Consider the following 14760-nt stretch of genomic DNA (forward strand, 5'->3'; position numbering starts at 1 on the left):
TAGTATTCAGTACTGAGTATTAAGTATTAAGTATGGGATTACCACTACTCATTGCTCAATACTTCTTTAAATTCCTTCAATTTTTTAATATCCTTAAATCCTGGTTCCGATTCAAACTTACTATTGACATCAATAGCGTGGCAATATTTTGATTCCGGTCTTTGTTGAAATTCCCTTATTTTTTCAACTTCGTCCAGTCCAATGCCTCCACTTAGAAAATAGGGTTTGGTGGAGGGATAGTTTCCTAGCACTTCCCAACTGAAGGTGAAACCATTGCCTCCAGGTAATTTGCCCTTGGTATCAAAAAGAAAAAAATCACATACATTTTCATAGGGGGTCAAAACGCGGAAGTCGAAATCGTCCTTTATAGAAAAGACTTTTATTATTTTTAGATTTGTCTCCCCTAAAGCTTTTGAACGGTCAATAGTAAACTTTTTAAGGTCGCTACAGAACTCCGGACTTTCCTTTCCATGCAATTGCACTGCCCGTAAACCATAAGTGTTGACTTTTTCAACAATATCTTCAAGGGTAGCATCCACAAAAACACCTACTTTTTTAATGGAGGCGGGCAATTCGGGAATACTTCCTTCAAAAAACCTTTTGGAGGGTTCCCAAAATATAAAACCAAGATAATCCGGATTAAGGGTGGCGACCTCCAAGGTATTCAATTTCATTCCGCACACTTTCAGTTTCATGGCCGCTTTGTTATTTAATCGATTTAATAAATTGCAATGCGCTTAGTCCGGGATTATCCGTTTTCATAAAATTCTCCCCAATAAGGAACCCTTGATAGCCGTAAGGTTTTAATTCCTGAATGGCCTCTGTAGAACTTATACCGCTCTCTGAAACCTTCACAAAATCGTCCGGAATTATTTTGGATAAAGCTTTACTGGTATCCAAGCTTACTTCAAAAGTCTTTAAATTTCTATTGTTCACTCCCAACATGTCCAAACTGGGCATAATGGATTTGTGTAACTCCTCTTCGTCATGGACCTCCAGCAATACATCCAAGTGCAATTGTTTTGCAAATTCGGATAAAGCCTTAATTTCCGCCCTGGTCAATATGGCTGCAATCAACAATATCACATCTGCGCCATGGGCCTTGGCCTCCAACAATTGGTATTCGTCAATAATAAATTCCTTGCGAAGCAACGGCATTTGTACGGATGCCCTGGCCAACAACAGGTCGTCCAATGATCCGCCAAAATATTTCCCATCCGTTAGGACAGACATGCCACAGGCGCCAGCTTTTTCATAACCTACGGCCACATCGGCTAAACTGTTGTTTTGATTGATGACCGACTTGGACGGAGATCTCCGTTTGTGTTCCGCTATTATTCCACTGTTGCTATTTCTGAGGGCATTGGCCAAGGAAACGGTGGGTCTGTGAAATAATACGGAGGCTTCCAACTGGGAAACCGGGATTATGGATTTTTTTAAATCCACTTCCTTTCTTTTATCCAAAACTATTTTGTCCAGTATATTCATGATACTATAAAGTTGGCTTAGGTATAGCCGTTTATATCTATTGACTCAAGGCCTGTAATTTTTTTAATGCCGCAAGCCCTTTTCCGCTCAATAGGGATTCCTTGGCTTCTTCAAAGCCTTCCCTTGGGCTAATTCCTTTTACCGTGGCTATGGCAATACCGGCATTGGCACAGACCACATTATTTTGTGGTATAGTACCTTTTCCCTGTAAAACATTGAGAAAAACCTGTGCAGATTCTTCAATACTATCTCCACCCACTATTTCCGACGCCAAAATGGCTTCCACTCCAAAATCGGAAGGCTTTAACATCCCCTCGGATTTGTTGGTAATGGTTTTGGTGTTTCCGGTCAATGAAATTTCATCGTAACCATCCAAAGCATGCAATACCGTGAAGTTCTTATCGGTCTTTTGATATAGATAACCGTACATTCTTGCCAATTCCAAATTAAAAACCCCGACCATTTGGTTTTTGGGGAAGGCTGGGTTCACCATTGGTCCCAACATATTAAAGAAAGTTTTTACGCCCAATTCCCTACGTATAGGGGCTACATTTTTCATGGCTGGATGAAATAGTGGTGCATGCAATACACAAATTCCTGCCTCGTCTATACATTTTTCAAGAAATCCGGCCTCATTACTGAATTTGATGCCCAGGAATTCCATAACATTGCTGCTACCGCACTTTGAAGAAACGCCATAGTTGCCGTGTTTGGTAACCTTAACATCTGCTCCTGCCGTAACAAAACTGGCCAAAGTAGAGATGTTAAAGGTGTCCTTGCCGTCACCACCCGTACCACATAGATCTATGGGGTTGTATTGCGAAAGGTCTACCGCCAGACAAAGCTCCAGCAAGGCGTCCCTAAAGCCTTCCAATTCTTCTATAGTAACACTACGCATCATGTAAACCGTTAAAAAGGCGGCAATCTGGCTTGTATTGTAATCTCCTTTGGCAATATTTACCAAAACCTGTTTTGCATCCTCTTTTGGAAGTACATCGTGATTGATCAGTTTGTTTAAAATATCTTTCATAAGTCTCTCTCCAACCCTCTTAAAATGCAAGGGTTTTTTTGGTTATAATTATTTTTTGTCTAAAAGCTCTTAATTGGCTCTACACCTTATGAGCGGTTAGGGGAGGCTACCCAGTTCTCCAATATTTTTTTGCCATAAGGAGTCAATACAGATTCGGGATGAAACTGTACGGCACTTACATCAAATACCTTGTGACGCAAGGACATCACCTGTCCATTTTCGTCAAAAGAGGTAGCTTCCAATACTTCTGGAAGTGCAGGGTCAACTACCCAAGAGTGATAGCGCCCCACCTCAATTTCTTTTGGCAATCCATCAAACAAAATATCATCCTTTACAATATCTATTTTGGTGGCTATACCGTGGTAGACCTGGTCTATGTTTACCAATGAACCTCCAAACACTTCAGCAATGGCCTGCTGTCCCAAGCACACCCCAAAGATACTTTTTGTAGGTGCGTACATGGCTATAATTTCTTTGAGAAGGCCAGCTTCATCTGGGATGCCCGGGCCTGGAGAAAGAACGATCTTATCAAAGGCCTCAATTTCATCAAGACCAATTTGGTCATTTCTTTTAACGGTTACGGTACAATCCAAATCCTCCAAATAATGGACCAGGTTGTAGGTGAAACTGTCGTAATTATCTATTACCAATATGGACTTGCCTTGTCCTTTGCCCACGGATTTGGTGTTTGTTTTATTATCTGTATTCTCTTTCATACTATTGATGTTCTCTAATGAACATTTTATATTGATCTATCCATATACCCCGATAAGAAACAACGAGGAAATTAATTGGTGCTATTATATAGTTTCGGCTATTTCCAAGGCTTTGGTCAGGGCTCCCAATTTGTTGTAGGTTTCCTGAAGTTCGTTTTCAGGATTTGAAGCGGCCACTAAACCGGCTCCGGCCTGGTAATGCAATTGATGATTTTTACTTAAAAAGGTTCTGATCATAATGGCATGGTTAAAGTTTCCGTTAAAATCCATAAACCCTATAGCTCCACCGTAATAGCCCCTACTGGTTTTTTCGTATTTTTCAATAAGTTGCATGGCCATGTGTTTTGGGGCACCGCTTAAGGTGCCGGCAGGAAAGGTGTCGGCGACAACTTTCATGGTTGGGATGTCTTTTTTCTTTAGTCCGGTTACTTTGGAGACCAAATGTATTACATGTGAAAAGAATTGAACCTCTCTATAGTTTTCCACCTTTACCATGGTGCCGTTTCTACTTAAGTCGTTTCTAGCAAGATCGACCAACATAACGTGTTCGCTGTTCTCCTTGTCGTCTATCTTTAATTTTTTGGCCAATTCCGCATCCTGTTCATCATTTCCTGTTCTTTTGAAGGTTCCTGCAATGGGATGAATTTCAGCCTTGCCATCCTTTACTATTAGTTGGGCTTCGGGAGAGCTTCCAAAAATTTTGAAATCCCCATAATCAAAATAGAACAAATACGGAGACGGGTTTATAGATCGCAGCGCCCTATATACATTAAATTCGTCGCCTTTAAATTCTTGCGAGAACCTTCTGGATAATACCAGTTGGAAAACATCGCCTCTGTTACAATGTTTTTTTGCCAGTTCTACATGCTCCTTATATTCCTCGTCCTTAAGATTGGATATTGGATTTCCGTCTTTGGAAAAATTGTAGGAGGCAAAGTTTTTGGCTCTGAGAATTTGTTCTATTTCCCCAATATTATTTTCGGATTCATAGCAGTGAGCAAAAATATAGGCTTCGTTTTTAAAATGGTTTATGGCCACTATATTTTGATAAACGGCATAATAGATGTCCGGAATGGAGATACTGTTATTTTTTTTGGAAATGTCTATGTCTTCAAAATATCGCACTGCATCATAGGCCATATATCCGAACAAACCATTGTTGATAAACTTAAAGTTATTGTTCTGGGATTCAAATTTTTGACTAAAATCATGCAAAATGCCTGGGATGTCAGTATGTTCGTCAATGCTGATTTCCTCTATGGAACCGTCCGGGAATTGTTTGTTGACCGTCTCGTTTTCTACTTTTATGGAAGCTATGGGGTTGCAGCATATATAGGAAAAACTATTGTCGTTGGCATGGTAGTCACTACTTTCCAAAAGAATACTATTGGGGAAACGATCTCTAATTTTTAAATAAACACTTACTGGGGTAATGGTGTCCGCAAGTATTTTCTTGTGATGTGATACTAACTGGTATTTCATGATAATTCTTTTAATTGCTACTCTCTGCCAATTGGTTCTTTGAATTCTATGATAAACGAAAAAAAGGCTTGTCGTGATGACAAGCCTTTTATATAGTTATACTACAATGATGCTTTGCTCACGATGTTTTTCGTAAGTTACTCCACCACCAAGTATTTGATACCATGTTCTTCATTGCAGGCCAAATATAAGAAGGAATTTCAAATTTACAAACCTGTGTTACGTAAAAAATAAAAAACCCCACAATTGTGAGGTTTTAAACAGCGTTATTTGGAAACGTTTAGAATACCAGATCCACCACTAGATCAAATTCGTCATATATGGTTTTATCCCCTAAATTGTCGAAGAAACTACCTGATCCGTACTTAACGTCGTAAAGGGAACGGTCTACCTTCATAGTGGCCGTTGCCTTGTTTCCATATATGGAGATGTCAAAGGTAACAGGATTGGTTTTTCCCTTTACCGTAAGATTTCCAATTACTTCATATGAATTTTTACCTGTAGACTTTACATTGGTAAATACCAATTTGGAAGTAGGATGTGCCTCGACACCAAAAAAGTCATCTGACTTTAAGTGCCCTTCCAGCTTTCCTTTGTATTCACCCTGTAGGTCGTTTGAAACCAAAGTAGGCATATCTACTACAAATTCTCCCCCAGTTAGTTTGTCCCCGTTAAAAATTAAGGACCCTTCTTTAATGGCAATTGTTCCATGATGGGATCCTGTAACCTTGTATCCTTTCCAGGTAACTGTACTTTCGGTTGTTTTTACTTGTTTTACTTCGTTGTCCACTGGAGTGGTTGCCATGGCTGTTAAACCTGTAAATACGGACAATACTAAACTTAATGCGCTTTTTTTCATAATTTCAATTTTAAGATAATGTTTGTTAATGTTCCTGTTTATATATATGTAATTAAATTCTCTTTGGTTTTACGTACTTTTTTATAATGTTGTGTTTTATCTTCCTCAGACCTATAACCTATTGCTACAAGTACGGCAGCGTTAAGTCCTTTTTTGGATAGTCCAAGCATTTCGTTGAATTGGGCACTATCAAAACCTTCCATGGGACAGGTATCTATTTTTAAATCGGCAGCTGCGGACAGTAAATTGCCCAATGCTATATAGGTTTGTCTAGCAGTCCAAGTAGCCTTGGCCGATTCGGATAGCGGCATTAATTTGGACTTCATAAAATCTGAGTATCCTTCAAGATCATTGGAAGGAATACCACGTGTTTCACTTACATTGTCTAAATAATTGTCTACCAATTCCTCCCCGAAAGTGGACTGGTTGGCCAAAACTATTAAGTGGGAGGCTTCTGTTATTTGGGATTGTCCCCAGGCTGCTGGTTGTAATTTACTTCTCAATGCAGCATCTTCTACAACCAATATTTCATAAGGTTGCAATCCGTAGGAGGATGCACTCAAGGAGGTAGCTTCCAATAAATTTTCTAGATCTTTTTGGGACACTTTTTTGGAAGCGTCAAACTTTTTGGTGGCATAGCGCCAATTTAAATTTTCTATATAAGAATTCATGTTTTGAATTTAATAATTATTTATACCTGTTTATATTGCTTTTAAAATTTATCCAGTAATTCATTTAAGGACGATAAATCGTCGGTAGAAAAATTTTCCAACAATTTTACCTCGGATTCTTTCATGGCCAGATCCATTAGGGACAAGGCGCTTTCACCTGCAGGAGTTATATTTATTTCAACTTTCCTGCGGTTACTTGGGCAGACCATTCGTTCTACATAGCCCTTAAGGATCAATTTGTCTACCAACCTAGTAGTATTGCTCATCTTCGTAACCATTCTTTCGTTTAAGGTAGAGAGATTGGCGGGTTTTCCTTTTTGGCCCCTTAGAATCCTTAGTACGTTAAACTGCTGCAATGATACCCCATGCGGCTTTAGTGCCGCTGTCATTATCTCATTGATCTTGGTTTCAACAAGGCTCAAGTGTATAATGGTCCTACTTGCTATAGGGATTTGCTTGTCTGTTTTAATAATTTTTTCTACATTCATGTTGCTACAACAATTGTATATACAAATGTATGGATTTAATTAGGTTCTCCAACATGGTTGGTGATAAAAATTTGTTAAATTGTAATATGCATATTTAAATGAGTAAAATAGGGTTGCTTTATTTTTGGCAAAGTGCTTCCTTATATATTTGTGCTTTAAATGTTGGATGATTTTTTTTAAAAGCATTATTTTTGGGGATTAAAGAATAACACAAATGGCAGATTTATCACAAGAGGAGTGGAGTGAACAATTTGAAAACGACGAGAACGCCTTCTTGTTGGATGTTAGGACTCCGGAAGAGGTTGAGGAAGGTTATATCCCAAACGCAACCAATATAGATATTTATTTAGGGCAAGAGTTTGTTGCCGAACTGGAAAAATTGGATAAAACCAAAAACTACTACGTCTATTGTAGGTCTGGCCAACGAAGTGGTCAGGCATGTGCCATCATGAACAAGTTGGGCTTTGAAAACGCTTACAATTTGGTAGGAGGGTTTATGAACTGGGAAGGTGATGTAGCGGAATAATATAATTGATGGGCAGCCGTGTTATAATTAAGGTCTAACAGGCTTCTTGCACAAATTATCTTACTTTCCCGTAACCTTGTGGAGTATTGGTTTTTTCTTTACATTGGATTATGCGGGAAGATATTTTGCATTTTATTTGGAAGTATAAAAAACTTCAATTGGGGAATTTAAAAAGTTCCAATAATGAAGCTATCCAAATATTGGATGTAGGTTCGCATAATCTTTTGTCAGGGCCCGATTTTTTTAATGCCAAGATTCAAATAGATGAACAGTTGTGGGCCGGTACGGTAGAGATGCATATTAAATCTTCCGATTGGTACGCCCACAATCACGAAACAGATCCCAATTATCAAAACGTAATATTACATGTAGTTTGGGAGGACGATTGTGATGTGTTCAGGAAGGATAATACGGTTATTCCCACTTTGGTGCTCAGGGACTATATTCCATCCAGTCTTTTGCAGGAGTATCAAAAATTGTTTTACCACAAAGAGCGTTCATTAATAAATTGTGGAAATGAGATAGGCCATACTTCTGATTTTGTTTTGCAGAATTGGTTGGAGGTTCTCTATTTTGAACGTTTGGAAAGGAAAACCGATTTGGTTACCAAACTTTTAAAAGATTCGAACAATGATTGGGAGCGCGTGTTTTTTGTTTTGCTTTCCAAGAATTTTGGACTTAAAATAAATAGTGAACCCTTTTTTGAAATTGCCAAACGGCTGCCTTTCCCTCTGGTGCGCAAAATACAGGATAATACGCTTCAAATGGAGAGTTTGCTATACGGCTTTGCCGGATTCTTGGATGATGATATTATCGGCGATAATTACTATGATAGTTTAAAAAAGGAATTTACTTTTCTAAAAGCCAAGTTCCATTTTTTGGACCTGCCACATCAAAAACCGGAGTTTTTTAAACTGCGCCCATCTAATTTCCCCACCATCAGACTTTCCCAATTGGCTAATTTGTATGTGTTGCACCACAACCTATTTAGTAGGGTTATCAATGCCAAAAGTGTTGAGGAAATTTATTTGGTTTTTAAAGTTTCCGCCAGCGAATATTGGAACAACCATTATACTTTTGGAAAAGTATCCAAGAAACATGTCAAGATTCTCACTAGGAAATTTGTAGATTTATTGATTGTCAATACTGTGCTTCCCATAAAATTAAGCTATGCAAAACATATGGGAAGGGATGTGCCAGACGAGATAATAAATATTATTTCGGGTATAATATCAGAAAGTAATACGGTTATTTCTAAGTTTAAGTCACTTAAATTGCAATTTCCCTCAGCCAAAGAAAGTCAGGCCGTAATACAGTTGTATAATGAATACTGTACAAAAAATAAATGTTTGCAATGTGCTGTGGGCCATCAATTATTAAATAGAAAACCCTAATTTTAAGGCATGAACATTTTCTATACGGTACTTTATTACTTTCAGAAAAGGGGATTTGAGGTTTGTAGACGAATAGCCGAGCGTTTGGGTATACGTACCAGAGTAGTTCGTACATCCTTTATATATCTTACTTTCGTTACCCTGGGCTTTGGATTTGCCCTTTATTTGTTTATGGCCTTTTGGCTAAGGATAAAGGACTTGGTATACACCAAAAGAACCTCTGTATTTGATCTTTAAGTATGATAAGACTTTTTCGCTCCCGAATGTATTTGGCATTGGCTTTATTGGTCATGGTCTTGTTGTTCGGAGTACTCGGATATAGGTTCCTATCGGACTATACCTGGATAGACGCCTTTTATATGACCATTATTACGGTTACCACCGTTGGTTTTTCTGAGGTACGTCCGTTGGATGCCGAGGCAAAAATATTTACAGTCGTTTTAATTGTAACAAGTGTATTTATATTTGCGTTCGCAATTTCAGTAATAACCGAATATATCCTAAGTCGAAATGCGCTTCAACTTCTAAAGAAAAAAAAGGTGAAAAACAAAATCAATAGTTTAAGCAAACATGTAATTATTTGTGGTTTTGGCAGAAATGGAAATCAGGCCGCGGAAAGATTAAAGGCTTATAACCGGCCCTTTGTGGTCATTGAAAAAAATAGGGAAGTCATAGAGAAGTTTGAGGAAGAGATCCTGTTTATTGAAGGTGATGCCAATGAAGATGATACTTTGATAGAAGCAGGGATAGATAGGGCCCAATACCTAATTACGGCCATGCCCGATGATGCAGCCAACCTGTTTGTGGTGCTCTCTGCCAGGCAATTGAACAAAAACCTATTTATTATCAGTAGGGCTTCCCAAATCACTTCCCAAAAGAAGTTAAGGTTAGCGGGGGCGGACAAGGTAATTATGCCCGATAAGATAGGAGGGGATCATATGGCGTCCTTAGTGGTTATACCCGACCTTATAACCTTTATGGACAAACTTTCAACGGATGGGGAAAATACTACCAATTTGGAAGAGGTGACCATAGAAAGTTTTATGACCAAGATAGACAACCATTCCTTGCGCGATCTGGATTTGAGAAGAAAGACAGGCTGTACTATAATTGGATATATTGAGCCCAATGGCAATTATATAATTAACCCAGAGGCCGATTTAAAATTGCAGCCACAGGGGAAAGTAATAGTATTGGGGAGACCGGAACAAATTAAAAAATTAAATGAGATGTTCCATATAGATTGAGTATAGAAACAATTATATTTGATTCCAAGCATTATTTTTAGGATATTGCCGGGATATTTGAAGCTAAACCAACAAAATTTAACTTTTCAAGCTACTTATGAAGAAATATATATCTTCCATTTTTTTACTGTTTTCGTTTGTATTATTTTCCCAAGAACTTGTTGTAAAGGAGTCTATTTACAATCCGTCGAACAACATCAATGACGGGGTTATAAAGTTGGAGGTTGACGGAGGTACTCCACCTTATCAATATAAATGGAGTAATCAAAATACCCCATTGACCGCCAATCAGGCCACTAACCTTATCGAAGGGCTTCCGTATACAGTTACTATTACCGATGCAAAGGGGGTGCAGGTTACCAAGGAGTACAAAGTACCTACCGAGGCAATTACCGAATTTTTTAATGGAGTTATGACGCCTGCCGTAAGTGCTTTGGGATCTGTTCTTTTTTGGGATCCTTTTGCTGCCATTGGTATTTATGATCCCGTGGTTTATGCCGATGTGAAACGTATTGGAATTCCCGGTTGGTCTCCAGAAACTAAAGATAAGTTTATTCTTAAAGAGTGGTTGAAGCCAGAAGGACAAAAAGTAAAAAAAGGGGATGATATTGCAATTATTTCTAAAAGTAATGGAACCACAGAAACAATAACGTCTCCCGTCAGCGGCCAATTAAAATATTTGGCCAAGGAAGGTGGGGTAATATACAATTCCGAGAACTCTGAGCACGTAATTGAGCAAGGAGCTCATTTTTTGGCAGAGGTTAAATATGATGAACCAGTTATTATAACCCATCCCAATGGAGATCCACAGCAAAAGGCGATACCATTTATCGTAATTTGGTTGGTAATCGGAGCCATTTTCTTTACTTTGAGAATGGGCTTTATCAATTTCAGGGGATTTAGACATTCCATTGATTTGGCCAAAGGTAAATATGACGATCCGGATGCCCCGGGACAGGTGACCCATTTTCAAGCCTTGGCGACAGCCGTTTCCGGTACGGTGGGACTTGGAAATATTGCAGGGGTAGGGGTGGCCGTTTCCTTAGGAGGTGCAGGTGCAACATTTTGGATGATTGTCTGCGGTCTTTTGGGAATGTCCTCCAAATTTGTGGAGTGTACATTAGGAGTTAAATACCGTAATATACTTCCTGATGGCCGTGTTTTTGGAGGTCCAATGAACTATTTGCGCTATGGTCTGGAGAAAAGGAATCTAAAAGGTTTAGGTAAGGCGCTTGCCGGTCTGTTTGCCGTATTGGCAGTGGGCGCTTCCTTTGGAGGTGGAAATATGTTTCAGGCCAATCAATCTTTTGAGCAGCTTTCCGGACAATTCCCAGCCTTACAGGGCAATGGGTTTTGGTTTGGAATAATTACGGCTATTCTTGTTGGTGTGGTTATAATTGGTGGAATTAATAGTATAGCCAATGTTACAGGTAGAGTAGTGCCTATTATGGCTTCTATTTATATTTTGGCCGCATTAACGGTAATCATCATCAATATAGAAAATATTGGTCCTGCATTCGCGGCCATAGTAGATGGGGCTTTTAGCCCAAGTGCACTCAAAGGTGGTGTTATAGGGGTTTTGATCGTTGGTTTTCAGCGGGCCGCGTTCTCCAATGAAGCAGGAGTTGGTTCCGCTGCAATAGCACATAGTACGGCGAAGACAAATCATCCGCCTTCAGAAGGTTTTGTAGCGCTCATGGAGCCATTTATAGATACGGTTGTGGTTTGTACCTTGACTGCCTTGGTTTTAATATTTACAGGAATGCACGAAGTAGAGGGGATGGCAGGTGCCCAATTAACGTCTGATGCTTTCGGAAGTGTGCTTTCATGGTTTCCATATGTTTTGGCCTTAGCGGTATTCTTGTTTGCATTTTCAACCATGATTTCCTGGTCCTACTATGGGATGAGGGCCTGGACCTATCTTTTTGGAAAAAGTAAGAAAGTAGAGTTTGTATATAAGATGTTGTTCCTAGTTTTTGTGGTGGTAGGTGCATCGGTGAGTTTGGGAGCAGTATTGGATTTTTCGGATATGATGATTTTGGCCATGTCCTTTCCAAACATTATTGGACTTTATCTGATGTCCGGTGAGGTGAAAAGAGATCTTGATGACTATTTGGTAAAACTTAAGGCAAATATGCTTTACAAAAAAAAGGGAAAGGCGTAATTAAAGACTTAGGATAATAAGTATTAATCCCATCTTAAATTCCATAATCCGGAATGAGGTGGGATTTTCTTTTTAATACATTTAAGTAATACGGTCTTATTTTATTATATTTAGCTTATAGCCAACCTAGATTTGGGAAAGGTGACATTTTGAACTTAGCCGCTTTTATAGCGATGCTTTTGATATGGGGATATGTAATCTTTTTTGCTGCATCATCCGAGTAATGTAAAAGTGTTTTTAAGACAAAAAGTTTGAGTCGTGAACAGAAAACCGTTTAAATCCCACTTTAAATTCAATAAACAGGAGCGGAGTGGGATTTTCTTTTTGTTGCTTCTTATAGTTATTTTCCAGACGGTATATTTTGTTGTTAAATCGTATCCTGTAACGGAAAAGACCAATTCCCTAACCCTAGATGAAGAATACCAGGCCAAAATTGATGAACTGAGAAGTCGAAACCAAAAGAAGGATTCGGTCACTGTCTATCCATTTAATCCTAATTTTATAACAGATTATAAAGGCTACATTTTGGGGATGTCCACAGAGGAAATAGACCGTCTATATGTGTTTAGGGCTAAGAACCAATTTGTTAATTCCGGGAAGGAATTTCAAAAGGTAACATTGATATCGGATTCCCTGTTGGAAAGTTTGCGCCCGTATTTTAAGTTTCCCGAATGGACTCGTAGAGGATCTGTGGAGTCGGTAGATGGAAGTAGGTCTCCTTCTTTCAAAAGTTTGAAAGCCGTGTCAGTTCCGGATACCATTAAAAAGGCCAAGATCAAGGATCTTAATAATGCCACGGCAGAAGAATTAAGGTCTATTAATGGAATAGGGGATAAGCTTTCCCAGCGCATTGTAAAATTTAGGGACCTCTTGGGAGGTTTTTTGGTTGAAGAGCAATTAGGTCATGTTTATGGCCTGCAGCCTGAAGTGGTGAAGAGAATTTTGAACGACTATGGGATTTTGGAAAGTCCGGACATAACGAAAATCAATATAAACCAAGTGTCTTCAAGGGATATCTCAAAACTGGTTTACATAAAATATGAAGTGGCGGCACGTATTGTGGCTTTCAGGGAAGCGAATGGAGGTATAACTTCATTTGATGAATTAATGGAAATCGAAGATTTCCCTTCGGAAAAATTAGATATAATTAAGTTATATTTGCAATTATAAAAAAATTGCTAATAATGGTTATGGATACCCCTTCTACAATGAGTTTTGATTACTCTGAAACTCAACAAATGGTGGCTGCCTCTGCCAAGGAGTTTGCTGAACAATATATTAGGCCCTATGTAATGGAGTGGGATGAGGCCCAAACCTTTCCTGTTGAGGTTTTTAAGAAAGCTGGGGAAATGGGTTTTATGGGGGTTTTGGTTCCTGTAGAACTTGGGGGTTCCGGCTTGGGTTATCATGAATATGTGGCTATCATTGAAGAGATTTCCAAGGTAGATCCTTCCATAGGATTATCGGTAGCAGCACATAATTCATTGTGTACCAATCATATTCTTACTTTTGGGAATGAGGTTCAAAAGAAAAAATGGATTCCAAAATTGGCTACTGCCGAATGGATTGGGGCCTGGGGCCTTACGGAGCACAATACTGGTTCCGATGCCGCAGGTATGAGTACCACAGCGGTCAAGGAGGGTGACACCTGGGTTTTGAATGGAGCCAAGAATTTTATTACCCATGGAAAGAGTGGGGACATTGCAGTGGTGGTGGTAAGAACAGGGGAGAAAGGGGATAGTCATGGCATGACTGCCTTTGTAGTGGAAAAGGGAACACCTGGTTTTAGCAGTGGAAAGAAAGAAAACAAATTGGGAATGCGGGCCAGTGAAACGGCTGAATTGGTATTTGATAATTGTAAGATTCCAGACTCAAATAGATTGGGGGGAGTAGGGGAAGGATTTGTGCAGTCCATGAAGATCTTGGACGGTGGAAGAATTTCCATAGGAGCTTTGTCCTTGGGAATTTCCAAAGGGGCTTATGAAGCTGCCTTGAAATATTCCAAGGAGAGGGTGCAGTTTGGAAAGCCAATTAGCCAATTTCAAGGTATTTCCTTTAAACTTGCGGACATGGCCACAGAAATTGAGGCTTCGGAATTGCTTTTGCACAAAGCAGCTTTCCTTAAAAATGAAGGGCGTAATGTTACCAAATTGGGGGCTATGGCCAAAATGTATGCCTCGGAAGTATGTGTAAAAGTAGCTAATGAAGCAGTGCAAATACACGGTGGATATGGGTTTACCAAGGATTTTCCCGTAGAAAAATTCTATAGGGATTCCAAGTTGTGCACTATTGGGGAAGGTACTACCGAGATACAGAAAGTGGTCATTGCTAGAAAAATTTTAAAATAATTATTTGTAATTCATTTTTAAGGTATATATTTGCAGCCTTAATCACAAAAGAGAGGAGGTTATTGCCCATGTTAATAATACCAATAAAAGAAGGAGAAAACATCGATAGAGCTTTAAAGCGTTTCAAGCGTAAGTTCGACAAGACAGGTACAATGCGACAGTTGAGAAAACGTCAGCAGTTTACTAAGCCATCTGTAGAGAACAGAGCGAAGATTCAGAAAGCTCAATATATTCAAGGTCTAAGGGATAAAGAAGAAATCTAGATCTGCTTGAATTTATAATAGTATTAAAAGTTCCACTTAATGTGGGACTTTTTTTTTGTGCCCTATTCTTATCGGGGATTATCT

At 39.0% G+C, this 14760-nt stretch carries 16 protein-coding genes; 8 read left to right on the plus strand and 8 right to left on the minus strand.

Annotated features, from left to right (window positions below; all coding sequences use genetic code 11):
- Positions 1-44: 44 nt before the first annotated feature.
- From KO529_RS15220 to KO529_RS15255, 8 genes are all read right to left on the minus strand, one after another.
- Complete coding sequence (locus KO529_RS15220; RefSeq protein ID WP_215948735.1) at positions 45-695, minus strand: phosphoribosylanthranilate isomerase; 651 nt, start codon at positions 693-695, stop codon at positions 45-47.
- A gap of 10 nt (positions 696-705) precedes the next feature.
- Positions 706-1488, minus strand: coding sequence for an indole-3-glycerol phosphate synthase TrpC (gene trpC / locus KO529_RS15225; RefSeq protein ID WP_215948736.1), 783 nt, complete (start codon positions 1486-1488; stop codon positions 706-708).
- Positions 1489-1525: 37 nt separating this feature from the next.
- Entirely contained in the window at positions 1526-2518 is a 993-nt protein-coding gene (trpD, locus tag KO529_RS15230; RefSeq protein WP_215948737.1) for an anthranilate phosphoribosyltransferase, read from the minus strand.
- Between the two features lie 86 nt (positions 2519-2604).
- Positions 2605-3234 (minus strand): anthranilate synthase component II, encoded by a 630-nt coding sequence (locus KO529_RS15235; protein WP_215948738.1) that lies wholly within the window; start codon positions 3232-3234, stop codon positions 2605-2607.
- 84 nt (positions 3235-3318) lie between these two features.
- Positions 3319-4716 carry an anthranilate synthase component I family protein gene (locus KO529_RS15240; protein WP_215948739.1) on the minus strand — a complete coding sequence of 466 codons (1398 nt, stop codon included), beginning with the start codon at positions 4714-4716 and terminating at the stop codon, positions 3319-3321.
- Positions 4717-4996: 280 nt separating this feature from the next.
- Positions 4997-5575: a YceI family protein gene (locus KO529_RS15245; RefSeq protein ID WP_215948740.1), complete on the minus strand. Its 579-nt coding sequence runs from the start codon at positions 5573-5575 to the stop codon at positions 4997-4999.
- A 38-nt stretch (positions 5576-5613) separates the two neighbouring features.
- The gene (locus KO529_RS15250; RefSeq protein ID WP_215948741.1) at positions 5614-6246 is read right to left on the minus strand and encodes an NAD(P)H-dependent oxidoreductase; all 633 of its coding nucleotides are present in this window, start codon (positions 6244-6246) and stop codon (positions 5614-5616) included.
- Between the two features lie 41 nt (positions 6247-6287).
- Entirely contained in the window at positions 6288-6734 is a 447-nt protein-coding gene (locus tag KO529_RS15255) for a MarR family winged helix-turn-helix transcriptional regulator (protein WP_215948742.1), read from the minus strand.
- A 214-nt stretch (positions 6735-6948) separates the two neighbouring features.
- Between KO529_RS15255 and KO529_RS15260 the strand changes: the two genes are divergently transcribed.
- The 8 genes from KO529_RS15260 to rpsU all read left to right on the plus strand — a co-directional run bounded on the left by KO529_RS15260 (position 6949) and on the right by rpsU (position 14676).
- A complete protein-coding gene (locus KO529_RS15260) occupies positions 6949-7260 on the plus strand; it encodes a rhodanese-like domain-containing protein (RefSeq protein WP_215948743.1) in 312 nt (103 codons plus the stop codon).
- A 110-nt stretch (positions 7261-7370) separates the two neighbouring features.
- A complete protein-coding gene (locus tag KO529_RS15265) occupies positions 7371-8654 on the plus strand; it encodes a DUF2851 family protein (RefSeq protein ID WP_215948744.1) in 1284 nt (427 codons plus the stop codon).
- Positions 8655-8663: 9 nt separating this feature from the next.
- Complete coding sequence (locus KO529_RS15270; RefSeq protein ID WP_215948745.1) at positions 8664-8891, plus strand: PspC domain-containing protein; 228 nt, start codon at positions 8664-8666, stop codon at positions 8889-8891.
- Positions 8892-8893: 2 nt separating this feature from the next.
- The gene (locus KO529_RS15275) at positions 8894-9901 is read left to right on the plus strand and encodes a potassium channel family protein (RefSeq protein ID WP_215948746.1); all 1008 of its coding nucleotides are present in this window, start codon (positions 8894-8896) and stop codon (positions 9899-9901) included.
- A gap of 97 nt (positions 9902-9998) precedes the next feature.
- Positions 9999-12065, plus strand: a complete 2067-nt coding sequence (locus KO529_RS15280) for an amino acid carrier protein (protein WP_215948747.1) — start codon at positions 9999-10001, stop codon at positions 12063-12065.
- A gap of 258 nt (positions 12066-12323) precedes the next feature.
- Positions 12324-13235, plus strand: coding sequence for a ComEA family DNA-binding protein (locus KO529_RS15285; protein WP_215948748.1), 912 nt, complete (start codon positions 12324-12326; stop codon positions 13233-13235).
- Between the two features lie 38 nt (positions 13236-13273).
- Positions 13274-14413 carry an acyl-CoA dehydrogenase family protein gene (locus KO529_RS15290; protein ID WP_215948756.1) on the plus strand — a complete coding sequence of 380 codons (1140 nt, stop codon included), beginning with the start codon at positions 13274-13276 and terminating at the stop codon, positions 14411-14413.
- Between the two features lie 68 nt (positions 14414-14481).
- Entirely contained in the window at positions 14482-14676 is a 195-nt protein-coding gene (rpsU, locus tag KO529_RS15295) for a 30S ribosomal protein S21 (RefSeq protein WP_031444836.1), read from the plus strand.
- Positions 14677-14760: the final 84 nt, after the last annotated feature.

Origin of the sequence: Arenibacter algicola, from assembly GCF_018860365.1 — a bacterium.
Classification (GTDB): domain Bacteria; phylum Bacteroidota; class Bacteroidia; order Flavobacteriales; family Flavobacteriaceae; genus Arenibacter; species Arenibacter algicola_B.